Source organism: Pseudalkalibacillus berkeleyi (assembly GCF_021608225.1).
Lineage (GTDB): Bacteria > Bacillota > Bacilli > Bacillales > Fictibacillaceae > Pseudalkalibacillus > Pseudalkalibacillus berkeleyi.
Genome location: NZ_JAKIJS010000001.1, coordinates 2,919,770 through 2,943,646, shown reverse-complemented (window position 1 = coordinate 2,943,646; position 23,877 = coordinate 2,919,770). Strand labels below are relative to the sequence as shown.

At 35.2% G+C, this 23,877-nt stretch carries 18 protein-coding genes and 1 pseudogene; 14 read left to right on the top strand and 5 right to left on the bottom strand.

Going from position 1 to position 23,877, the window contains the following annotated elements; all coding sequences use genetic code 11:
* Position 1 precedes the first annotated feature (1 nt).
* The 5 genes from yycI (at position 2) to rlmH (ending at position 3,898) form a co-directional block, all read left to right on the top strand.
* On the top strand, positions 2 to 814 hold the full coding sequence (yycI, locus tag L2716_RS15230; RefSeq protein WP_236337712.1) for a two-component system regulatory protein YycI: 813 nt from the start codon (positions 2 to 4) through the stop codon (positions 812 to 814).
* Entirely contained in the window at positions 810 to 1,604 is a 795-nt protein-coding gene (locus L2716_RS15225; RefSeq protein ID WP_236337898.1) for an MBL fold metallo-hydrolase, read from the top strand. Before yycI ends, L2716_RS15225 begins: the two co-directional genes overlap by 5 nt.
* Before the next feature lie 181 nt (positions 1,605 to 1,785).
* Entirely contained in the window at positions 1,786 to 2,988 is a 1,203-nt protein-coding gene (locus L2716_RS15220; RefSeq protein ID WP_268964071.1) for a S1C family serine protease, read from the top strand.
* 189 nt (positions 2,989 to 3,177) lie between these two features.
* Entirely contained in the window at positions 3,178 to 3,336 is a 159-nt protein-coding gene (locus tag L2716_RS15215; protein ID WP_236337711.1) for a CxxH/CxxC protein, read from the top strand.
* An 82-nt stretch (positions 3,337 to 3,418) separates the two neighbouring features.
* On the top strand, positions 3,419 to 3,898 hold the full coding sequence (gene rlmH / locus L2716_RS15210; protein ID WP_236337710.1) for a 23S rRNA (pseudouridine(1915)-N(3))-methyltransferase RlmH: 480 nt from the start codon (positions 3,419 to 3,421) through the stop codon (positions 3,896 to 3,898).
* On the opposite strand, the gene L2716_RS15205 is transcribed toward rlmH, so the two are convergent.
* A complete protein-coding gene (locus L2716_RS15205; RefSeq protein ID WP_236337709.1) occupies positions 3,839 to 5,554 on the bottom strand; it encodes a recombinase family protein in 1,716 nt (571 codons plus the stop codon). The genes rlmH and L2716_RS15205 overlap by 60 nt on opposite strands.
* A 572-nt stretch (positions 5,555 to 6,126) precedes the next feature.
* On the opposite strand from L2716_RS15205, the gene L2716_RS15200 reads away from it, so the two are divergent.
* The 3 genes from L2716_RS15200 to L2716_RS15190 all read left to right on the top strand — a co-directional run bounded on the left by L2716_RS15200 (position 6,127) and on the right by L2716_RS15190 (position 11,868).
* Entirely contained in the window at positions 6,127 to 10,587 is a 4,461-nt protein-coding gene (locus tag L2716_RS15200) for a sacsin N-terminal ATP-binding-like domain-containing protein (protein WP_236337708.1), read from the top strand.
* Between the two features lie 221 nt (positions 10,588 to 10,808).
* Positions 10,809 to 11,357 (top strand): DUF1643 domain-containing protein, encoded by a 549-nt coding sequence (locus L2716_RS15195; RefSeq protein ID WP_236337707.1) that lies wholly within the window; start codon positions 10,809 to 10,811, stop codon positions 11,355 to 11,357.
* A 358-nt stretch (positions 11,358 to 11,715) separates the two neighbouring features.
* Positions 11,716 to 11,868 (top strand): hypothetical protein, encoded by a 153-nt coding sequence (locus L2716_RS15190; RefSeq protein ID WP_236337706.1) that lies wholly within the window; start codon positions 11,716 to 11,718, stop codon positions 11,866 to 11,868.
* A gap of 462 nt (positions 11,869 to 12,330) precedes the next feature.
* On the opposite strand, the gene L2716_RS15185 is transcribed toward L2716_RS15190, so the two are convergent.
* Entirely contained in the window at positions 12,331 to 13,950 is a 1,620-nt protein-coding gene (locus L2716_RS15185; protein ID WP_236337705.1) for a MutH/Sau3AI family endonuclease, read from the bottom strand.
* Positions 13,951 to 14,086: 136 nt separating this feature from the next.
* Here L2716_RS15185 and L2716_RS15180 point away from each other — a divergent pair, with 136 nt between their 5' ends.
* The 6 genes and pseudogenes from L2716_RS15180 (at position 14,087) to L2716_RS15155 (ending at position 20,108) form a co-directional block, all read left to right on the top strand.
* A complete protein-coding gene (locus L2716_RS15180) occupies positions 14,087 to 14,305 on the top strand; it encodes a helix-turn-helix domain-containing protein (protein WP_236337704.1) in 219 nt (72 codons plus the stop codon).
* On the top strand, positions 14,298 to 15,692 hold the full coding sequence (locus L2716_RS15175) for a DNA cytosine methyltransferase (protein ID WP_236337703.1): 1,395 nt from the start codon (positions 14,298 to 14,300) through the stop codon (positions 15,690 to 15,692). Before L2716_RS15180 ends, L2716_RS15175 begins: the two co-directional genes overlap by 8 nt.
* Before the next feature lie 255 nt (positions 15,693 to 15,947).
* On the top strand, positions 15,948 to 16,325 hold the full coding sequence (locus L2716_RS15170) for a hypothetical protein (protein WP_236337702.1): 378 nt from the start codon (positions 15,948 to 15,950) through the stop codon (positions 16,323 to 16,325).
* A gap of 416 nt (positions 16,326 to 16,741) precedes the next feature.
* On the top strand, positions 16,742 to 17,935 hold the full coding sequence (locus L2716_RS15165) for a DUF262 domain-containing protein (RefSeq protein WP_236337701.1): 1,194 nt from the start codon (positions 16,742 to 16,744) through the stop codon (positions 17,933 to 17,935).
* 157 nt (positions 17,936 to 18,092) lie between these two features.
* Positions 18,093 to 18,482, top strand: a pseudogene (locus L2716_RS15160) (IS110 family transposase); the annotation flags it as partial.
* 255 nt (positions 18,483 to 18,737) lie between these two features.
* Complete coding sequence (locus L2716_RS15155; protein ID WP_236337700.1) at positions 18,738 to 20,108, top strand: SIR2 family NAD-dependent protein deacylase; 1,371 nt, start codon at positions 18,738 to 18,740, stop codon at positions 20,106 to 20,108.
* A 590-nt stretch (positions 20,109 to 20,698) separates the two neighbouring features.
* Here the strand turns inward: L2716_RS15155 and L2716_RS15150 are convergent.
* The 3 genes from L2716_RS15150 to L2716_RS15140 all read right to left on the bottom strand — a co-directional run bounded on the left by L2716_RS15150 (position 20,699) and on the right by L2716_RS15140 (position 23,264).
* Entirely contained in the window at positions 20,699 to 21,268 is a 570-nt protein-coding gene (locus tag L2716_RS15150; RefSeq protein WP_236337699.1) for a YIP1 family protein, read from the bottom strand.
* Positions 21,269 to 21,334: 66 nt separating this feature from the next.
* Complete coding sequence (locus L2716_RS15145) at positions 21,335 to 22,981, bottom strand: sodium:solute symporter family transporter (RefSeq protein ID WP_236337698.1); 1,647 nt, start codon at positions 22,979 to 22,981, stop codon at positions 21,335 to 21,337.
* 1 nt (position 22,982) lies between these two features.
* Positions 22,983 to 23,264: a hypothetical protein gene (locus tag L2716_RS15140; RefSeq protein WP_236337697.1), complete on the bottom strand. Its 282-nt coding sequence runs from the start codon at positions 23,262 to 23,264 to the stop codon at positions 22,983 to 22,985.
* Between the last annotated feature and the right edge of the window lie 613 nt (positions 23,265 to 23,877).

Below are 23,877 nucleotides of genomic sequence, written 5' to 3'. Positions count from 1 at the left end.
TATGGACTGGAAAAATATCAAAACCATATTCATCTTTACCTTCTTAATATTGAATTTGTATTTAGGAACAGAGTTTAATAATAAAGTGAATCCTGATTTAGATGTGCTAAACCCAGAAACACAAGAGAAACTGGAGGATATCCAGTATAGTGGTAAGCTCCCTAAAATTGAAAACAAGAAAATCTCCATGATTAGTAGCACGTCAAAAAAGTTTACTGAAGAAGATATCGATGAATTCTTAAACAAAAACTCTAATCAGGAACTTACAATAGAATCAGAGGAAGAGAATGTGATGAGTGCGAAGCTGAAGAAGCCGTATTCAATAAACGCTGAGAGTGGAGATCTCACATCACAACTTGAACATTTTGTTGATGCGAACATACCTGATGCTGAAGACTACGTGTACTGGAAGCACGATCAGGAACGCAATATCTTTGTTTTTAGACAACAGTTGGACCGTGTTCCGTTTTATTTTAGTGAAAATGTCGCCGGAAACAATTTGACCGGACTCATTGAGTTAATTCCTGATGACAGCGGTAATATTGCGAGTTATCGACTGACGAAAATGGACGTTAATAAACAAGAAAAAGTAGAAAAAGGTCTAAAAGCAGAAGAAGCTGTGTTGCTACCTGGTATCGGTACTACGCTTGAGAAAATCGAGCTTGTTTACTTTACCGGAATTCATAATGAAGGCTGGAAAGTATTTGTACCAAGCTGGCACATTATAACTGAAAACGGCGAATGGATGGTTGATGTCACGAATTCAACAGAAGTTACCAAGCTAGATGAGAAAACAGAAAGTGAAGTGGATTAATTTGAAATTTAGTGTACTTGCTAGTGGCAGTACGGGAAATGCTTGCTATGTAGAAACTGAAACCAGTCGAATACTCGTTGATGTTGGTTTAAGCGGAAAGAAAATTGAAGCTTTATTCCAAAAGATCAACCGCGACCCTAAGCTCCTAGATGGTATCTTGGTGACACATGAACATAGTGATCACATCAAAGGATTAGGTGTGCTGTCACGTCGTTTCAAACTACCCATTTATGCGAACGAAAAGACATGGCTCGCAATGGAAAACCAAATAGGAGCCATTCCAACTGACTTAAAGTTCCATTTCGAATGTGAGCGAGTACAAACGTTTGGAGATCTTGAAGTGGAATCATTCGGCGTTTCACATGACGCTGCTAGCCCACAATTTTATGTTTTCCATCATGAAGGAAAGAAATTGACCTTGGCAACAGACATGGGCTATGTCAGTGATCGGATTAAAGGAACCGTAAAAGATTCGGACATGCTCATCTTCGAATCGAACCATGATATCGATATGCTCATGATGGGGAAATACCCTTGGAATATTAAACGACGTATTCTCGGCGACCAAGGACACGTATCCAATGAAGACGCAGCAGAAGCGTTAGCAGATATTATTGGAGACCGTACACGAAGAGTCTACCTCGCTCATTTAAGCAAAGACAACAACATGAAGGACCTAGCTAGAATGTCAGTCCAACAAACACTCGAAAAACGAGGCTATCAAATTGGAGAAGCACTTAGTTTGTATGATACGGATGCGGAACAGCCGACGGATCTTATCACGGTTTAATAGGAATGTTCAAATAATGAGCAAATGATGAACGTCGATACTAAAGCTGTTTAATAACTGTCAGTAACGGAAATATAGTAAGTGGTAGACAAATGTCAAAAATCACTCAAATTCCGCTACTAGACGGTTTTTTTTTCTTATAATGGGAATACCAAAGATAGTGAAAGGGCTGATGAAAATAATGGGTTACTATGATCAAGAATATCGTAATCCTCAAAGACAAAAGGGGAATAAATCTCGCAGTTTTTTGATGGGATTGACTGGGGTTTTGCTTGGTGCTCTTCTAGTCCTATTTGCAACTGAATTTGGCTTGTTTTCAAGTGATGTCAAACCTGATACAAATGAAGAAGCAAGTGGTGAAACAACAGAAACGACACCAGGTGAAACGATTAAAGTAGATGTGAACACAGCCATAACAGAAGCGGTTGAAAAAGCACAAGGTGCAGTTGTTGAAGTAGAGAACATCCAAGGATCTAGCTTATTTGATCAAGAAAATAAAGCTGGCGTTGGATCGGGTGTCATCTATAAAAAAGAAGGCGATTATGCATACGTGGTTACAAACCAACACGTTGTTGCCAATGCAGGACAGTTAGAAATTGCATTAGTGGATGGCACTAAACTCGATGCTGAATTGCTAGGTTCAGATGAAATCATGGACTTAGCTGTACTAAGAGTCGATGGTAGTAAAATTGAGGAAGTCGCAGAGTTTGGTAGTTCCAGTAGCTTAAAACCAGGTGAACCTGCTATTGCGATTGGAAATCCACTAGGGAACTTCCCAGGGACAGTTACACAAGGCATCATTAGTGCTGCTGATCGAACAATCCCAGTAGATCCTAATGGAGATGGGCAACCTGATTGGCAGGCTGAAGTTATCCAAACAGATGCTGCGATCAACCCTGGTAACAGTGGCGGTGCACTCATCAATATTAAAGGTCAGGTCATCGGGATCAATTCAATGAAAATTGCTCAGCAAGCAGTTGAAGGAATTGGTTTTGCCATCCCAGCCGATATTGCCCGTCCAATTATCGCGGATCTTGAACAACATGGTACAGTGAAACGACCATATATGGGCGTTGCTATCGTTCCACTAACGCAAGTTTCCAACTATCACCGTCAACAAACATTGAAGATTCCAAGTGAAGTTAATCAAGGTGTAGTGGTTACACAAGTGGAAGGCACGTCACCAGCTGGCAAAGCCGGATTGAAGGAATTCGATGTGATTATCTCGCTAGATGGTGAAAAAGTCGATTCACCTGCAGCACTCCGAAAACACCTATATTCTGAAAAAGAAGTAGGCGAAGAAATGGAAGTCACATACTACCGAGAAGGCGAAAAGAAAACAACGACAATGACATTAGGAGAATCAAAAGGCAAAGGAGAGTAATCCACAACTCTCCTTTTTTCTTATTATTGTCTAGCTTCAACGCCCAGTCACTTGGTTCACTTCAGTCCTTCTGCGGCGGCAACAGCCTCCTCGTCGGACTTCCAGTGACCTTCGTGACTGTCAGGGCGTTTGCGCTTTTCTAATATGCTACACTATTAACATGTGAACAACTAGAAAGGGGTGAAGGACATGATCGCTTGTTGCAAAGAACACGTCGAATTAGCTATTGATATCATCGTTGACGAGCATGAAGTCGCTCCGGAAATGAAAATACTCACAGAAGAAGAGCAGTTATCCACAACATGTGAATATTGCGAAAACAGAGCCATATATATGGTGTCAAACTAATGTTCCTATACCGAATGTGGATAGAAAATGTGCATATGTGGATAACTTTTGTGGATAACCTGTTTATAGAGGTGGACAACCTGTGAATATACAAATTATTAGCGTAGGTAAATTGAAAGAAAAATACTTGAAGCAAGGGATAGCGGAATACGTCAAAAGGCTAGGTCCTTTTGCAAAAGTAGAAATTGTAGAAGTACCAGATGAGAAAGCACCAGAACAATTAGGTGAAACCGAAATGGAACAAGTGAAAGAAGCAGAAGGAGCTCGTATACTTTCGAAAATAGGAAAAGATGTACATGTAGTCGCATTAGCGATACAAGGAAAACAGCAAACATCCGAACAGCTGGCAAAAAATCTAGACAACCTCGCAACCTACGGGAAATCGAAAGTCGCTTTCGTCATCGGTGGATCACTGGGATTAAGCGATTCTGTCATAAAACGATCCAATGAGCAGCTCTCGTTTTCAAAAATGACATTCCCCCACCAACTTATGCGTCTTGTTTTAGTTGAACAGATTTATAGAGCGTTTAAAATTAATAGGGGGGAACCGTACCATAAATAGAGGCAAAAAAAGTTGAAGATAAGGTGGAATTTTCTCTTTTGAATCGAGATTAGAGGAGGATTTTTCCTTTGAATTACCTGATTCAAGGTACAGCATGTGAATCAGTGTAAATGTCTTAGACAGGTTGACCTCGGAAAAATCAAAATCAAGTTCAATTTTATCAACAGTTCGAGAACGTCCGTCCGATTGTTTGATTGATATCTTATTTATCAATAGCTGAAAGAGTTGCTTTTGTTTTTCTCTCGATGACTGTTGAAATATTTGAACGTATGACTCTAATAAAAGCTTAACCACGTCTGGTGGAATAACTTTTGAATCTGATGAATTCAGTTTAATGCTGAGTTCATTTTTCTTTTGTTCTAGTTCATTTTTTGATTTAGAAACATTTTGTAACCTTTCCTGTAGTATGGCAACAGGGAAGAGATTTTGTTCAAATGCTTCCATTAATTTATCAAGCATGACGCTTGTTTCATAAAGCTCTGTTTCAATATTCTCTAGCTGCTCTTTAAGTTTCACATTTGTTTGAACCGTTTCTTTATTTATATTTTCTATGGTTTGACTAAAGATAGTTACATCGCTAAAAAAGTCAATTATACGTTTAAGGACAGCATCTTCTGCATAGTAAGCTTTAATTGAATTCGCTTTACAGGCGGATGATCCTTTGTTGTGAAATGCACCACATACATAATAGCGATGTTTTCGTTTACTTCCATCTTTTCGAGTATATGTTGTGATAGACGGCACCATACCCTGACCACAATCAGGACATCGAAGGATACTACTTAATAGGAAAGGTTCGTGGGACTGACGCTGCTTAAAAGATTTACTCTGTCTTCGGGCTTGAACGATATTCCAAAGCTCGTTGGGGATTATTGCTTGGTGGTTCCCATCAACTATAATGGGATTTGAATTTTTGCCTCGCCTTCGCTTTTTATCCCAGTTCTCAACTTGTAACCATCGGATTTTACCATTATAGACAGGGTTATCTAATATTGTAGCGATTCCATTAATGGAAAAGTGTCTATTACGTTTTGTCCTATATCCTGCTTTGTTTAAGTGATTCGCTATGGCTTTAAGACCCTTCCCTTCTGCATATAGGTTGAAGATCATTCGGACAACTTCTGCTTCCTTTGGATTAATAACAAGTTCTTTTTTTATCGAATCATATCCGAAAACCACTCCGCCATTCCAGCTGCCTTCTTTAGCTCTTTGTGTCATTCCTAGCTTCACATTTTCTGAAAGAGTATTTCTCTCCATTTCAGCAATGGAAGCCATTAGTTGGACGACAAGTTTACCAATAGGATTCGATGTATCAAAATTCTCAGAATAGGATATAAACTTTACATCGTATTCTTCGAATTTATCAAGTAGCACAAGAGTATCCAACATATTGCGGGAAAGACGTGATATTTTCCATACAAGTACAGCTTGAAATTTATCTTTATCCACGTCTGATATAAGCCTTTGCATTGCAGGTCGGCCTTTTATATCTTTGCCGCTTATGCCTTTATCAACATATTCCTCAGCAATCTGCCACCCATATAAAGATGAATATTGTCGTAAAGTCTGTAGTTGTGCAGAAATACTATAGCCTTCACTTGCTTGCTCTTCGGTGCTGACACGACAGTAAATGGCAACACTTTTTATTTCATTCAATTGTGATCACTCCTTTAACATTTTATAACAGTATTGGTATTAAAGGAGATAAAAAATACATTGCTTTGAAAAACACAATGAAGATGAACGTAAACTAAAAAAACCCTTACCTATATATATAGGCAAGGGTCTTCTTTTTACTCCCTCAAGGGAAGTGTCGCTTAAATATATTATAATTGAACGCTTATTCGAATTCAACGTGCTCCTTATAATCATTGAAGTAACAATTACACTACGTAGGAGAAAACATACTTCCCATCAAAAGAGTATCAGTTTTAGAGGACTTTATAAAGGAATACACATAAACTCCCATGAAAATTTATTCAGATTATATAAAGAAAAAAATAATAAATAAGCGTATCTCATACGTGTTAAAAGCGCTGCACAAATCCAGCGCTAGATGGAGGGAGACGGTTGATTTAGTCGGGTGTAGTGATTGAGTTATAAAATGACAAATCGGTTAGCTTGTGGGAGTTTTTGCGTTTTGAATTGCTCAGGATAAATTTAAACAGAGTGATATTTATTGAAAATGGTATAATATGCTAAAGATTTGTTCTGGAGGGTATATTTGGATGAATTTAGTTGACGAAATAAGAAACCGATATTTCAATGAATACAAAACGTTAAAATATAGGTTAGAATCAGATTTCAAAGAAGATGAACAAAGAAAAACGGATTATCATGGTAGAGAGTTGCTTGAGTTGTTGCAGAACGTAGATGATGCAGCAGTTAATACTACGTTGAGTGAAGTTGATGTCCTACTTGAATACAAAAATAATGTTTTTACAGTAGCGAATAACGGGACAGTATTTACAAAAGAAACTATCGAACGTCTGTGTCATGGTTCTGCTAGTAATAAATCTGATGACTTTATAGGAAATAAGGGGACAGGCTTCCGATCATTATTAAATTGGGGGAAACAAATCGAAATTCACTCTGGTGGGTTCCACGTTGGTTTTTCTCAAGCTTTTGCTGATAAAGAATTTATTAAATTACTTATAGAATCTAAAATTATCAAAGAACAGCAGCATAACGTTCCCAATCTTTCTATCCCAGTTCTTCATTGCCCATTTGAAGCAGAAAGTATTGAATCAAGTTATGACACTGTAATAAGAATTATAACTGATGAATCTTTTCAACATGACCAGCAGAATATATTGAATCAGATTAATAGTTTTGATTATAAAACTTTGATATTCCTCCCGAATATTAGAAAGATAACTATTAGGACAGACGAGTTTGATAAGGTCATAGAGAAGGTAAATAAAGAAAATAAAAAAATAGAGATACATAAAGGAGGAGAAGTTGAAAAATACTTATTCTATCAAAATCCAGATGAGCCATATATCAAAGTAGGGAAAAATGAGAAAAGAAAAATCAGGTCTTCGGTCGCAATTTCTTTAGACAAAGAACCTGACTATTCAGAAGATAAATTATATTGCTTTTTTCCAATTAGAAACTTTTCTACACAATTGAATTGTTTAATGCACGCTACTTTTGATTTGAATACAAGTAGGGATGACGTGCCCTTAAATGATATTAACAAGGCTGTATTTGAGCATTTATTAAAGTTTGTTAAAACAATAAGTGAGAAGGAACTCATATTCCAAAATGATAGACTATTGGCTATTAAAACTTTAACACCTACTGATAAGAAAAGTAAATTGTGGAACGAGAATGGCTTTAATTTATTCAAGTACTACTTGGAACTTCTCAAGTTCTGTAAGGCTATTCCAACTGTAAATGGAGATTTTGTTTCAATAGATGATAACCCTAAATTGCTGACTTCAACTTTTCCTGATTGTTTTACCGGTGAAGAATTTGAGGATTTAATGGAATATTTACCTACCACAGATAATGATGATTTATTAAAGGTACTTGCTGAGAAAAATGATGTTCAATTGGAATATAGTGATGAAGAATTGTGCAAAATAATTAGTCGTGCTGCAAGTAGTTGGGATACACAAGAAAAGATCGAAGCATTTATCTGGTGGGGGCAAACATATAAAAATTCTAACTTCTTGCCGAATTTATTAAAGAGTACACAAGATAGTTTTATAAAGGCAAATGAAACAGTGTACTTTGTGCGCGGTAGGAAGCTCAACATTCCTGAGTGGGCTAGAATAACTCAGCTGGATATAGAATTTGAAAAAGAATTAAAAAGACAATTACAAGAAATCGAAAGAATAAAAGAGGATTTAGCAGATGAAGATATTCTCGAGAGGGTCATCTCACGAAACTCGGGAAGCGGTTGGAATAGTCTAATGCCACAGTTGAAATTTAGAGATGCTGATTCGGCAACTATTTTATCTCCTGTGAATAGTTCAGTTGATAATTATGAAAAGGCTAAAAAATTTACTAAATGGTTATGGGAGAATTATTCTTCCAATACAAAATGGCATCCCCCTGAAGAAATCAGGTTCAATTTACCTAGCATAAAAGAAACTGTTGAACGTTCGAACAATTTATATTTCGATAAACAATATGGTAATGCGTTAGGTGATAAATTATTTATAGACGACAGGTATAAAGCGTTTGTGAAAATTAATCAAATTGGAGTCGATGATGATAGAAAAGTTGATTTAAGATTGTTTGTCGAAAAACTTGGTGTACATAAATTCCCTCAAATCAATAAAAGAATCATTAGTGACGATCAATTTAAAAAAATATTTTCTGAAAAATATTTATTTAAAAAACTACCAGGAAATGATGTGGATGAAAGAAATCCAAAGCTTACTAGCATAGAATTTAATACCATAGACAATCTAAAAGAAATATTGGAAAAAATGTCTATAAAAGATATTGTGTTTTGGATAAAATCAGATGCTGAATTGCAAGAAGAGTTAAATCAGAAACATTCCGGTATTGTGTCATTCCATTATACAGCTAGAATACAAGCAGAAAGATATCATCGGTATTCGGATTATATGCAGAGTTATATCAAATTTATTTTTGAGAATACTAAATGGTTTGAAATTGACAGAGAGAAATTTGCTCCAAATCAATGTATATTTTCATATCCCGGCTTAGATATTTCAAGTGTTTCTGCAACAATCACGAACCAACATATCAAAGAGCTTGCTGATGGGGTGGGAATAAAACAAAAAGAATTAAAAGAATTCTTGGTTAAAATAGGTGTAAAGGAAAAAATAACAGAACTGCAATCCAATGATTTTTATAGCGTTCTACTAAAGTTGCCACTATTAGATCAGAGTGGACAAATATCTGAGAAAATTTACCGTGAAATCGTAGAGTTAGATGCAAACCCATTTAAAGATTCCAGACAATATAATGAGTTTGTTAATCGAGGAATGGTATTTACACAAAACCGTAACGGAAAAAATTATCACCCTGCAAAAGAATCTTATTTTAGCAGCAGCATCCAAGTTAATGTTGGTAATTACCACATTATGAGAACTCCTTTAAGAAACGGCACTTTTGAAATATTCAATAGCATCTTTGGTGTTAATGAGTTCAGGGAGCGTTATCATGTCGTTCAAGAAAGTATTAATTTTCATGAGGATAATGCTTTATTTCAAAGTGATTTTATTGATTTTATTGGTTACGCTAGAGCGTGGGGCGAAAAAAATACGAATATTAAAATGCGAATCGATAATATTCGGGTGAGTTTAGTTTCCCAAGTTGTGTTAGTTGATAATGGAGTTGAACAAACTGTATCAACTGATTATTTACTCATTAAAAACAAGAAGAACTGGTTAATTTATTTAGACTCTTATCAAACAGTGGATTGGCGACAAATTTCAAAATGTATAGAAGAACTATTTGCTCAAGTAGCAAATACGACAAGTAATGAAATACCAAATCAATTAGGAGAATTGTATCGAGATAGTAAAGGCAGAAAATTCTTAGTTGAAAAGCATTTTGGGTCTATTGATGTAATAAATCAAATATCAAAAAGTGCAATTCGCACAAATTTGGCTGAAGTACTTAATTTGATTTATGATTCAGAAGAACTAGACAATATTGATTACAACCAGTTTAATACTATCGATAATTCTGAGCACTTAATTATCTTGTTAAAAAATCATGATACCGATATCGATATCTTAAAAGAAAGAGGTTTTGAATACAATATTGATTTAAGAGCTTACTGGACAAAAAAGATAAAATCATTTATTAGAAAAAATTTTGAAATCTATAAAGCCAACTTATTTGTAAAATATACCGGTTATAGTCAAAGCGAACAGAAAAACTTTATAAAGGATATTAATAAGTTTATAAACTTTAATCCTCAAAAGGATGAAATATCAAATTCTGTTGACTTTGATGTGCTATATTTTATAGCAAATAAATTCCCTGCGATTAAAATGATTAATACTGGAATAGATATAGATGAGGTGTATAACAAAAACTTTGGTCTATTGTGTAGTAAGATTAGTGATTTAAAATTCAATGACTATATTGATGAACATTTTGAGTTAAAATCGTTAGTTTATTTTCTTAATGATGAGTACGTGAACTACATCAATAAACAATTTGAAAAAAATCAAGATAGAAATAAAGTATACAGTTCAGTAACTACAATGGTAACACCTACTTCAGAGATAACCCTGTCGAAAGGAGTTGTAAATCCACTCCAACCTAGAGTAAAAACGAATCAACCTACCAATATTAAACCTCAAACAAGATCATCAATTGAGAGAAGTGATGTTACAAAGAGCAAAAATGGTAAAGATGCCGAAAAGTTAGTACGTAACAAACTAAAGGGCATTTATGATACATTAAGATGGACATCAGAGAATTCGGATATCCCAGCAGAGAGGAATCAATCGTCGATATATGATATGGAATATCAAAAGGATGGAAAGACTGTATATGTTGAAGTCAAAGCTGCGGTTAATCATTTCTATATGTCTTCTGCTGAGTACGATTTTGCATATGAACAAACTGGCTCATATGAGATATATTTAGTTGATTTGGAAAAAAAGGATATTAATGGACCCCATAGCATTGACGAATTTGAAGCGTCAAAAACGGCAACTCAATATAGATTTTCCTATAATATGCAGTAATTTTGATGTTTTAATGAGTTTAGACAGGCTAGTTTAACAACTTTTAAAACTGATTAAACATACCACCATAAGCGATCTTCTAGGGTTATCAGTTTTTCAGTCTACTAGGTGGAATCTTTATAACATGCAATTAACAGCACCTTTGTTTAAAATAAAAAAGATAGAATAGTATTGTTATTACAAAAAAATATTAGTAATAGATCGAAGAGAGGGTTTCGTTAATGTGGCCACATATTTTGGGGAATAGTGGTTTTAAAAAAGTCGTAACAAAATACGGGACCGCTATTACCTCTAAAAAAGGTACTAAACGTTACTATTATTGGGAAGGAGACCCTGATTATATACTAATATTGTTTAATGCAAGCACAGCAGATGGTGATGATGAAACAGTTCGTTATCTCCGGGAGTTTCATCCGAATTTTTCAATTGTTAATCTTATTCCCACAGTAGCAGGAAAACCAGAAAAGTTAACTGAAAAAGACTATCTATTTGATCAAATCAATTTTCAAGTCATTGAGGGAGTATTAAATGAAACGAATATTCCTGTTTGGATTGGTTGGGGAGAATTGATTAAAAAGAAAACTCGCATTCTTTTGCCGAAAGAATTCCGAGAACTTTTGACACAACATAAAGAACGTCTCGTACAAATCGAACGAGGCAAGCCTGGAAAATGGTTTCCAATGCACCCTGCGTTTGCCAAAATAAACATTCCAGTTCAAGAATTGAAACTAGCTAGGTTTGATGTCAAATATGTGTTGAACTATGATTAATAATGTAGGTTAATAAGTTTATATAATTGATGTAAGGTAAAAAATTTTTTGTACTTATCTTTGCAATCCTGTTTTACATGGTATATTATGAAATCAATTCAATAATTAAACAGTAACCTAAAGCGAAGCACGCTAGGTACATGTTGCTACCAATCTATATTGGTGGTCATGTTCCTTGCGTGCTTTTTTGTTTTTCGTTACCTGAGAGGAGAATTTGTATTGATAGTAAAAGAAAATGAAATTTCTAAGCAATCGATAATTAAATCATTATCTCGGTGTGCTGAATCAAGCTCTTCTTATAGCATCTCGAAACACATTGTAAAAAATATAATGAAACAATTGGAAAGGAGTGAAAAGAATGAACAAGTCTTTTGAACAATATAATTTTCCTGGGTCAAAACCGAAAAAGGTACTCATTCCTAGAGTTATTGAAGGATTTAAATCAGAAGCTTCTTTCCAATTAAAGCTAGACTTTGGCAATGATTCGAAAAAAGGTCAAAAGAGTCCCTAAAAAGACAACAAGTATAAACCGTTCCTCTCCTGTCAATTATGTTTATATCAACTTGGAGGAGAGGGTTAAATGTCAAAATCTCGAATTTCAAAAATCACATATTCACAAGACCTTTCTGCGGAATCAGCTGTTTGGATACAAAAGCTTGGGTCCTGAAGAAGCAACAGCTTCATATATAGTAACAACATTTTTCATTTATTAAAGCAAAAACATCAGGCAACTTTGAATGACTATCTACAGTTAAATTAATTATCGAGCATACTAATAAATAGACTTGTGATGTTATGGAGGCAATAACCCAAGCCACCAGTATATAAATATTATTTTAGAAACTTCTTAATTAGCCGCTGAGAGATAATACTACAAATATAATACCAATAGTATTTTTCAATAATATAATTCAAACCTTTTGGATTCTTTATTGGTGTTTAAATTAAGTGTATTAGTACTAATCAAGGAATTTCATTCGAAAAATTCTTTTACTTGTTGGTACATATAATTTTTATTTAACCAAAAGGCTTGCTTAACCATAAAATTATCTGTCAAAATATCTTTCATATGCTCAGGTCTATTCTTCCAAATTGCAGGAGAAGGTAGCCTATCTGAATTAATACTCTCATAATAATCCGATTCGGAAGTTGAAGGTCGAATGTGAAGAATTTGAGGACCACTCACTTGGCTCGGCAGATTGTTCTCTATTTTGTAACCTTTCTGATTGGACGTCCTTTTAAACGTTAACTCGACACCATTAAGGAGAGTTTCTTTAATTATTTCCCATGTTTTTTTGACTGTACCCATGAGCTCGTTTTCTGGCATATACCAAAATTTTGCACCCTTAAATATCTCTCCTTTTGGTGTTTCCTCGTAAACGACTAATAAGAATTTTGTTGTTGAAAGATAGTCATACACTCTAGTATCTTCCCAATCAAGGTTAGTAATATCTTTAATGAAGCTAACATACGATTCAAGTTTAAATCCTTCAGTTGTGATTCTGTTTTCGGATGCTTTCTTTTTCTGATAAGAATTTACGGTAACTATTTTTACAGCAATTCCAGCCTTCTTGAACTCATCTGTTTCTTCTAAATCACCATTTAGATTAAACATCTTCTGCGCAATTAGCCGTGAACTTGCTTTGTCATTTTTTTTCTTAATTTTAACGCCAAATTTTTCTGCTAAAACTTCTTTTTCCATATTGTAGAACGGTTTAAACTGATTGAGAATGATTTGTTCAAACGTCCTGTGTTTTAACTCGGATAAATCTTTTATAACATGCTCTTGAGTCCCATTTTGCTTAGCGTCGCTTTTTTTATGTAATTCAGGATAGTCTGTTTGATAAGAAGCGTAAGTAATCGAACTCTTTAATTCACCCTGTACAATTAGCTTCGTTATTTCCTTCATGTAAGTAGGTCTTAAAGAAAAAGCTCGTCTATGCGCTTTCTTATCACTAAACGGTTGCTTTGTTTGGTTCTTGTCAGTTTTACTTCCTTTTGTCACTGCTCCAAGGTATTGTGTCATACCTTCGGAAATGTCCTCAGCCCTCCCCTGACGAATCATATCCATAATAATGTTCCAATCATTTTCAATGATTGCCAAATCATCATCTGGTAAGTCGTTCAAATTAAAAAGAATAGAGTGGGTCATATAGAAATCTGGATATATTGGGTATTCCTTTTCTTCGAATTGATAATAATCAACTGGATTATATTTATATAACATGAGTTCTACAAGCTTTGACTTTTTTAAAAAGGAAGAATTCTGAAAATCCCTCTTATATTCTTCATTGAAATCAAAAATATTAAGAACTAATCTTTCTTTGGCACCCCAAGAATTTTCTTTTTTGAAGAGTTTAAGCCCAGCACATTTGAGTTCTACACCAAGATTATTGAAATCAGCCTCTGGTCGACTGTTATTCTCTAGCCCGAACCAATCTTTTTCAACTGCATTCCCAAGCCAACCTTTATTTCTTGGGCTAGCGTACCACTTATCGACATTCTCCTGTGTTACAAGGTCCTTTATCATTTTTCCAATAGCAGCTTCACCATGTTCTTTTATTTCTCTAATTGTTTTATATTCTCTATCCATCGCCATCTCCCTAATAGTAAATTTTAATCTTCTGTTCATGTTCAACTTTATTATAAAATACCTTCAAATTTTTGTCTGTATAGGTTATAATAATTTAGTTATACGATATCCCGTATTTTTTGGAGGAGCAAAAGGCATGATTAAACTACGTTTGAATGAAATTCTCAAGGAGAGAGAAATGCGCCAAAAGGACTTAGCAAAAGCTAGTGGGCTGCGTGAAAGTTCTATTAGTGATATGGTTAGAGGCATCCGTTCAACAGTGAACTTAGAACAACTCGAGAAGGTAATGGATTGTTTGGAAATTACCGATTACAACGAAATCTTTGAGAAAGTTGAGGGAAAAGTGAATGTCTAAGTATAAAGTATTTTCAATGTTTGACGGGGTTGGAGGCTTCGTAGTAGGTCTTGACAACGCCAACTTAACACTCAAAGAGACGTTCTTTGAAACAACAAACACTAATCAATTTGAACCATCTCGTAAATCACAAGATGCCTTTGAAGTAGGTGTCTATAATTATCCGCATATTCAACACAGTAATGATGATATCATACAGGTTTCAAATAAATATTTCGAGGAAATGGAAGCCCAAGGTGTAAACATGATAGTTGGTGGGTTCCCTTGCCAAGACTATTCTGTTGCTCGTTCTAAAAAACATGAAATGGGTATCGTAGGAGAGAAAGGTGTTCTCTTTTGGGAAATCATCCGTGCAGTTAACCATATTAAACCTGAATATTTGATTTTAGAAAACGTTGACCGTTTATTAAAATCACCATCTTCACAACGTGGACGAGACTTTGCAATCATGCTTGGGGCATTTGCTCAACTTGGTTACTCTGTTGAATGGCGTGTGATTAACGCTGCAGATTATGGGCGCGCTCAACGTCGCCGGCGTGCGTTCTTTTATGTGTATCGAAATGACACACCATTTGCCTTGGCGATGGATGAAAAGTATGGCAACCTTATGAAAGAGGAAAATGTAATGACATTTGATGAAGCAACTTTCGATAACTATATCTTTCAACATGGATTGTTCGCTCGTCAATTTCCAATTGAACAAGAGGCTTACAAGAACCGTCACTACTCAGATACATTGTCTGATAAAGACATCATCAACGAAGAGTATATTGTAGACATTTCTGACAATTTTACAGGTACTATCTGGAATACTGGTATTATGCGTTACGGTCAATACTTCACGATTGATACGGTACCAGTTAAGGAAGAACCAAAGACCTTGGGGGAAATTGTTCGGGAAGCGAAAGAATATTATGTACGAGAACATGGTGAAGAAGCGTACAACCAATATATCGCAAATTACCAGTTGGACGATGACGACCCAAAGCTAAAAAAGTTTGAATACTTACGTGGTCCTAAAAAAATTGAGCGAGAAACTGATACGGGGCATAAATACACCTTTAGTGAAGGTGGGATGAGTCCGTATGATTCTCTTAACTTGCCGGGACGCACAATGCTTACAAGTGAAGGCTCTGTAAACCGGTCAACACATTTGCTTAAAGTCGATGGAAAATACCGACTGCTTACACCTATTGAAGCTGAATTATTGCAAGATTTCCCACCAGACTGGACAAAATTCAAAAAAGATAGTCTTGAAAATGTCCATGAGGTTTCAGACCGTATGCGTTTGTTCTTCATGGGGAATGCCTTAGTTACAGGAATCGTTGAACGTATAGGAATTGAGTTAGGAGAAATCGTACGTGAGTACAATACAGTAAAAATTTAAGTTAATAATGTTTGTTTTCTTTAAAACAGAACAAAAACATATAAGACATAATGTTGGTTATTAATACAAGATTAAAAAACTCACAGTAACTCTACTGTGAGTTTTTTTATAAAACAACATTCTCTTAGAATAAATCCATTTTATGTAAATTATATAGTATACTAAATACATAAACTCAAATAATCTAGTCCAACTGCTGACTATGAACGAAAGGGTTTAACAATTGATGAATAATATGATTTGAGGTGATTATGGTTGATTGAAGATAAAGAAGTTGTAATGATGCAGTCTGCATATCGAAAATTGTATGAAGTTGAAAATACGTTACGGAATTATATTGCAAAACATATGACAGATTATTATGGTCCACTTTGGTTTAATAAAGCCCCTAAACTTCTTCAGAGAAAGCCACCAAAAGCACTATTAGAAAACCTCTATATTTATGAACTGGAACGATCTTTTCTTCGTATTTATCCACCTTTTAAAGACCTTCCACAAATATTCTATTTACATCTACATATAGTATATCCAATTAGAAATCGTATTGCTCATTGTTATTGTTTAACTCCAGAAGAACATGTTTCATTGTCAAACAGTCACTGTTTGTTACTAAGCTATATAACTAATCCCTAAACTTTACCCCATGTAAAAGTATTCAGATCGAAATAGCTTTAGAATCTGTTAAAAAATACATTTAGTACTATTAAGCGGTCTAAAAAGGGAAATTAACAAGTTTAAATGAAGTTGTTAACGAATTTGAGCTAAAAATGGAATAGATTAATATTAAGGGACATGTGATGGTGCCCTTTCGATAATAGATTGCTTGATAGGTTGTAGTCCAAGGAGAAAATTTAAAACAATTTACATATATCTACTTCACCACTAGATACATTCAAAAAAGTTTCATAGGAGCTATAGATAGACCAGATTTAATTAGCTGCTACTTATATAATTCGGATTAAATGTTGACTAATCAGCATTTTTGTGGAATAATTCGTATTAAATAAATGTGGCTGCTAAATATAGCTGCTAAAAAGGAGACGGTTTTTATGGTAAGAGTTAATACTAATCTTAGAGTTGCTACATCTTTTAATCCAACTAAGAAGAGTCACAGTATGGAAATATATGATATGTGTAAAAAAATAATGAATGATAAGATTACATTGCCTTTGTATCAGCGTGATGTAAGTTGGACACTAAAGAAATGTAAAGATCTATTTAACTATCAACTCTTTGGGAAAGCACCAGTTGCTCCTATATCCATAAATGAAATAAACAATGGAATTCCAATTCCTCAAATTTCATTTATTGATAGAGAATTAGTACCTAATGAGAGGATAGCTAATGCGCATCTTTCAATTGTAGATGGGCAACAACGTTTAACCACAAATTTTAAAGCTTTTACGAACCATCCAGACTTCAGCAACTTAGTTTTAGATGTTTCTAGGGCAAAGTTTAGGATTATTGAATCTGCCCCATCCAATTCACAAATTCCAGTAGGTATTCTATTAAACGAGGATGACAGTTTAATAGAAGAGTATCTTTCCGAGAGAGATTTAATTCCGAGTCTCTACACTGTGTTAGTCAAAGTTAGGAGTAAAATTCATAGCTATAGCTACACAATAAATATCGCAGAAGACCTTACCGAGAAAGAGCAAATTGAGTGGTTTGAAATCTTAAATAATGCAGGGAGTAGGGTCACTACCATTCAAATGGCTTTTTCTAAACTAAAAGTGCACAATTTAGATATTTACAAAGAATACACAAGACCTTTTAAGGAAATTTTAAAAAGTTATGGGGTGGATGAGTTATTTAGCCCCTTTACAACAAACGTTTCTTACCCTATTGCGGCACTGAATGCACCGTACGAAGTAGTAGTGAAGAATAGGCACCATAATAACAACCATGCTCCTATTCCATCAGATACAAAGGAAGACATATTGGTGAAATTAGATATTCCTGTATTAAAGAATATTATATCTAGATCCTTAAACTCATTAGAGTTGACTATGAGATTCTTAGATGATAATTCACTTTTAGATAGAGTAAACAGAGTGGATTATATACTGTATCTATCGGGGTTCTTTGCTTACAGTGATTTTGAAGGAATAGAAGATATACCAGAAAATATTATGCAAGAATTGGTTCAATGGGTAGATGAAGTTAATTTTAAAAACCAAACCAACACCGCTCGCCGTAAAATTTTCACTGACTTATTAAATCAAATAACCGTGTTGACTTAATCTCATTAAGTTACTGATGTTTTCTACCATTTCAAGCTAGTAACAAGAATCAAACGGGTAGCATACTAAGTTAATCCTTGGGTGCTGCCCATTTATGATTTATGAGCTTTTTTCGCTTTTAGAATGGTCCGCGTTGTACAAATGCTAGACTTATTTAATTATACCTTCAACTCTCATAGTAGGCATTGATATTGCCAAAGACAAACACGTTGCACGTGGTCAGGATGACCGAGGCATTGAGTTCGGGAAACGCATGATTTTTGAAAACCGAATACACAGCTTTCAAAAGCTAGTGGACTGGGTAGAACAACACAGGAAACAACATGACAAGCGTCATGTCATATTTGGGGTTGAACCTACTGGTCATTATTGGTTTAGTCTTGCATATTTTCTTAGAGCGAAGGGGTATGACTTTGTCGTTGTGAACCCTATTCATGTTAAGAAAAGTAAAGAGCTTGATGAAAATTCCCCTACCAAAAATGACACGAAAGATGCCCGTGTGATCGCACAGTTGATTAAGAATGGGCGATACTCTGTACCTAATCTCTGGAACCGAGGGGACGGTTCCTCTGGACTACATTATTGAACCAAAAGAACCGTCCTCCTGGCCATGTTGGGCCTTTTAGGCCAAGGTCGGTACCAAAGGCTTTCAGCCGCAGAGCAAACTAGTTCACACTGGTGGTTTTGATTTTCTTAAGAATAGAATTGAATTAACCCTTCCTTGTTTTACAATATTTAGTTGAATGATGATATAATTATAGTTTGTTAGTTCATTAAACATGTGCTTCTTGGAGGTATATTTATGAGTGAAGACATTTCAAAAGAAATAGTTTTTGAGAAACTATTTAATGCATTTAACTATGGAAATTTAGGTATGTTTATTGGAGCTGGATTTTCTAAGGCTGTTATTGGAGATGATTTTCCACCAGCTCTAGGATGGTTTGAATTAATTAAAGAAGTAAGTGAAAAATTTGAGATAGAATTCCCGAATGATGATGAATTAATTGGTGTTTCATTACCTGAGTTAGCAACTTTAATTTGTAAAAGGTTAGCGATTAAGCGGAGTATTGATTACATTGAAGCTAAACGCCTATTTAAAAAAGAGATTTGTAATTTATCTAACTGGCTCCCAAGTGAAAAAAGAACAAAAGAGTTTAGAGAAATTTTTGATATTTTAAGCCCATCATGGATAGTTACAACAAACTATGATTTGGTTCTAGAGACCATTCTTACCGGGAAGAGCAAGAGTCTTGGCCCAATGAATTATCTATCAGCCCCTAAAAATATTATTCCGATTTACCATCTACATGGGACTAGATTAGATTCGGAATCAATTATTATTACCCAAGAAGATTATATTCCACTCTTTCGGCCTAATGAATATAGGCAGTCTAAATTATCAATGACCATTAGAGAATCAACTACCTTAATTTTGGGTTACGGCTTAGGGGATGTTAATGTTTTGTCGGCCGTTGATTGGTCAAAAAATATTTATACAGAAAAAAACGAATACCCTTATGAAATAATACAAGCTCTCTGGACTTCATCACCAAAAGAGGAAGCTTATATAGATGAAAATGGAAATATAATTATTGAAATAAGTGATTTAGAGGATTTGTTAAATGAGTTAATAGTCTATATTGTTAACAAACAAGAAGAATATGACAGACAACTACTTCAATTAAGTAAGTTAATAGGAAGGCTTGAAGGAGAGAATGAAGAGTTTATACAGTCTTTTATAGATAAAAGAGAAGTAAGATTAAAATTAATAGATGTATTATCTAGATTTGAACATCATATGATTTCTCCATATATACAGTTTCTTACAGTATGTATGGATAAGGTTTGGGAAAAAACATCTGAAAATGGAGCATTTAATATGTACGATAAATATTTAAATATTATTTTAGATGTTATTATTAATTATAATTATAAAAGGATGTCACCTAGGTTATTTCAAATAATAGCACAATCATTAGATAAGGTTTTGTATTATGTAAGCTCCAGCAAGACAGTAAAAGTCTTCGGTGATAGCTGGGATGCCACGGATTCCTGGCATATAAGAAAAAAGGAAATACCAGAAGAAACTATAAATCAGTTATACCATTATTCTAAGCAGAATATCTTAAGCAATCTACGCGCCATGTTAAAAGGTCTAGTGAAAGAAGATTGAAAACCCTTATTTAGATTAATCATACGAAGCACCGGGACGGTTCTCTTGCTTCCTGAACTGTGAATACATAACTTAGAAGCTGAGAATCGTTCTTATGCTTCTCCAGGGAGTTCTCCGAATGAATTACACTTTTAGAAGTCCGTCCGATTTTCTTTTGATATGAATCGTAAAGACGCTCTACGAGCAGTTCATTAGTAATATTAGAAATAAATCAGTTTTTGACGCTTCGTATATAATCAAGTTGGAGTCATCTCTTCGGAGAGGCAGTTGAATATAGTTTATCATTTTGTGTTTGAGGTATTATTTGATAATAACGAATTATGTAATAATGAAATTTTATAGCATAGTAGAAGACAAGGGAACAGACGGGACGGTTGCTCTGGACTATATAATCGAACCACAAGAACCGTCCCTTGACTTGGCGGTTGTCGTTCATTTTGCTCGGGAAGTGACAGGCATCCTAATAAGAAAGGAAAATCATTCCTGTGAAGATACTAGGTGGTGATAAAAGGTATGCAGGCTGACGATGGAAAAGCAACAAAAGCATTAAAAACCACTGCATAAGGCAGTGGTCAGTTGAATCGTATTTATTAAGAGGCAGGTGGAATGATGATGTAATAGACACTTGCAAAGAAAATGAACGCGAATAGTGCAGCGCTATATGCCTTCCATTTGTTCAGATTTTGAGAGACCTCGATGATTTTAACTGAGATGAAATAAATCCAGATTAATGCAATGAATAGTAAACTATTCAATAAGACATTTCCGCTATTTCCTGCATTTATAGATGTGATCGCTGGTAATCCAATAATGATCGGAACGATTGCGAAGCTTGTCAACCTATTCAAAACACGAAGCAACCCGGGACCTCCGAATGCTTTTCCACCGGCCCATAATAAAAAGGTTAATCCAACCCGCGTGATAAAAACCATAAAAATACCTATTAAGATTACAATTAAAAATGCGATCGATTGCAAAACTGGCGAGTCAAACTCAATATAAGCAGAGGGCATCTGAAAATAGGAAATAATTCCATGGCATACCCCGACAAGTAAGGTGAAAATGGCAGCCCACCTGGAATATACTTCAGATTGTATAATGGTTGAAATAGACTCTTTCTTTAATAGGAGAGTATTAAAAATAGTTGACAATGATTCCATTTCTTTCACCTGCTTCTAAATTCTATGTAGTTAAGGGAAAGGGTGAAGGAATCTTCACCCTTTCTTTTAAAACTGCCAAGGAGTGATTGCCCAGATAAGTGTCAAAGCACTCACCACAATAACGACAACTGTCCCAATCACACTGTTGTATCTCGCTGGATTAACATCACTCCAGCCATGGATCAGCTCAATTAACTTATGGTCCTGCTGAGTAGTAAGTCTGTTCTGGAAGCGCGGCATTCTGTTCGTGATGATCGATACAACAATAAGCACGATGAATGCGATTGGCACACACAGCATAGCACCTGATAAACCAAGACTGTCTGTTAACGCATGTCCGCTTACGACGATACCCGGGAAAACAAAAGGCGACACAATAACATACAAAAGCCCTGCTACGACTACTGAAGTAATCGCACCAAATTTATTCGCACCTTTCCACCATACACCCATTAAAATGATCGGTGCATTTGTAACAGCTGCTAATCCAAATGCCCAGAGAATACTTACTACAAGGAAGGCAGGTGGTTGAAGAGCTAATAGAATACTAACGATACCTCCGAGTGCAATTGCAAAATACCCAATTCTCATTTTTGCTTTATTTGTGATGTTCGGAACTAATGTTGTAATAATATCCTGAGAAAGTAAAGCACCGATCGCTAACAGATTACCACTAAGAGTTGATATACCGGCTGAAATAGCTCCGGCAATTACTAATGCTGTTACCCAATCTGGATTGTAGACAAGGTTTAAGATAATCGTTAGTTTGTCTGCATCAGCAGCAGAGATAATATTTCCGTTTGTATTATTAAAAAACACGCCTGCAAATCCCATTGTGTAGGTAGCAGAAAACACAAGTCCAAGGATCAACGCGAACCATACCATAGCCTGACGCGCACTCTTTAGACTGGAGGCAGTATAGATACGCATTGCAAGGTGAGGCAATCCTAATGAACCTAACGTTAAGGCTGGAATGATTGCGAAATACCATTTCACCCCAAATTGATAATCAAAAAAGTCAGGAACAGCTTCTAACATGGAAGGCACCATGTCAGCATATAAAAGCGGTGGGAAATACCAGCCAGTAGAGCCCATAGCCTTCATGATCGCACCGAGGGGGACGATGAACATTAATGCGATGATAACCATTTGAATGGCTGCGTTATTTGTAGCACCTCTCATACCGCCGATGGTAACGTATCCAGTTATTAATAAACCACCTACGAACAACCCGGTCATATAAGGAATGCCAAATAGCAACTCGAAGGTTTTGGCAATACCAATCATTTGCCCTAAAGCATACATAATGGAAATTAAGATCATCCAAAGTGCAACAATAACGGCTGCTGATCTACCGTACCTTTCCTTAACAAAGTGTGCGGGAGAGTATGCACCCATTCGTCGCAAACACGTCCCGTAAATAATCGTGATAAGCGGTATAGCCAAAATCATCTGAATCCAAATAAAAACGAAAGGTGCTTTCAAGTTTAAAATAAGTCCTGTTACCCCTAAAAAAGTTGCCAAGCTCATATATGTAGATGCCATAGCTAAACCATTGGTTATCGGCCCGACTCCTCCACCAGCAACATATAAATCTTCTACCGATTTACTAGCCCGGTTAGAAAACCAACTTATAAAGTAGAACAGCACAAAAGAAGCAGCTACTATACCGATTCCTATGATTGGATTTTCCAATTGCCAGGTTTGTTCCATATTAAACGACCTCCTTTTCCTGCTGATGTTTTGCTCTTTGTTGATTTAATTCGTCTTCTTCGGCAATTGCCTGATCGATGTGATTTCCTACTTTACCGGCGATTAACGTCAAGAAAAATACACCAAACCAACCGACCAAAACAGGAACGATATACATGATTGGAAAACCGAAAAGATTACCTTCAACCGGGAAAATCGAAAATAATAATCCCATATGCCCAGTCACCAAAAACAGTCCTGATAGAATAATCGTAAACCAAACCTCTTTTTTATAAGCTCCCATTGGTACCCACCTTTACTATGTAAAAATTATTGATTATAAAGCGCTTACATTTTTTGCTGAAATACTTATACAACGGGCTTCTGATTGAACGCTCAATCGTTATAAAGTAGAAAATTTTTTTATAATCTTATTGCTATTTAATTTTTGTTCATACTCAATGTAATTTGAAGCTGACTGAACGCTCATTCTAAATAGAGACGTTTATGGTGCTTAAAACTTACAACATGGTTGGCACTTATTATATTTTCTGTTTCCCCCTTCTATAATTTTTAGAAAAATCAAAATATTATCAAATACAAGTATACACAAAATTGTCATTTTTGTCATAGGTAATTAAATTTTTTTGTTTTAATCAAATTCGACATGTGACAGGGACTCATATTTAATATGAAATTTGAATACTACAATCCTTACCTTACAGACCGATCATGCTTTTTAGGTGGGAAAGGGATCAAGGAAATATGAGGATGGTTACTATTAAAAAACTATGGGCTATTATAAATATATTTTTTAAAATTATCTATTTAATCGCAATTCTCCTGTCAGTTATTATTGTTGGTGTATTGTCATACAAAGGTTTAACAAATAGTACAGAGTTGATAAATACAGTAGG

What these genes read in the sequence shown, in the direction of transcription:
- yycI (WP_236337712.1), top strand. Translation starts at nt 2, where the DNA reads ATGGACTGGAAAAATATCAAAACCATATTCATCTTTACCTTCTTAATA.
- L2716_RS15220 (WP_268964071.1), top strand. Translation starts at nt 1,786, where the DNA reads ATGGGTTACTATGATCAAGAATATCGTAATCCTCAAAGACAAAAGGGG.
- L2716_RS15215 (WP_236337711.1), top strand. Translation starts at nt 3,178, where the DNA reads ATGATCGCTTGTTGCAAAGAACACGTCGAATTAGCTATTGATATCATC.
- L2716_RS15200 (WP_236337708.1), top strand. Translation starts at nt 6,127, where the DNA reads ATGAATTTAGTTGACGAAATAAGAAACCGATATTTCAATGAATACAAA.
- L2716_RS15195 (WP_236337707.1), top strand. Translation starts at nt 10,809, where the DNA reads ATGTGGCCACATATTTTGGGGAATAGTGGTTTTAAAAAAGTCGTAACA.
- L2716_RS15190 (WP_236337706.1), top strand. Translation starts at nt 11,716, where the DNA reads ATGAACAAGTCTTTTGAACAATATAATTTTCCTGGGTCAAAACCGAAA.
- L2716_RS15185 (WP_236337705.1), bottom strand. Translation starts at nt 13,950, where the DNA reads ATGGATAGAGAATATAAAACAATTAGAGAAATAAAAGAACATGGTGAA.
- L2716_RS15180 (WP_236337704.1), top strand. Translation starts at nt 14,087, where the DNA reads ATGATTAAACTACGTTTGAATGAAATTCTCAAGGAGAGAGAAATGCGC.
- L2716_RS15175 (WP_236337703.1), top strand. Translation starts at nt 14,298, where the DNA reads ATGTCTAAGTATAAAGTATTTTCAATGTTTGACGGGGTTGGAGGCTTC.
- L2716_RS15165 (WP_236337701.1), top strand. Translation starts at nt 16,742, where the DNA reads ATGGTAAGAGTTAATACTAATCTTAGAGTTGCTACATCTTTTAATCCA.
- L2716_RS15155 (WP_236337700.1), top strand. Translation starts at nt 18,738, where the DNA reads ATGAGTGAAGACATTTCAAAAGAAATAGTTTTTGAGAAACTATTTAAT.
- L2716_RS15150 (WP_236337699.1), bottom strand. Translation starts at nt 21,268, where the DNA reads ATGGAATCATTGTCAACTATTTTTAATACTCTCCTATTAAAGAAAGAG.
- L2716_RS15145 (WP_236337698.1), bottom strand. Translation starts at nt 22,981, where the DNA reads ATGGAACAAACCTGGCAATTGGAAAATCCAATCATAGGAATCGGTATA.
- L2716_RS15140 (WP_236337697.1), bottom strand. Translation starts at nt 23,264, where the DNA reads ATGGGAGCTTATAAAAAAGAGGTTTGGTTTACGATTATTCTATCAGGA.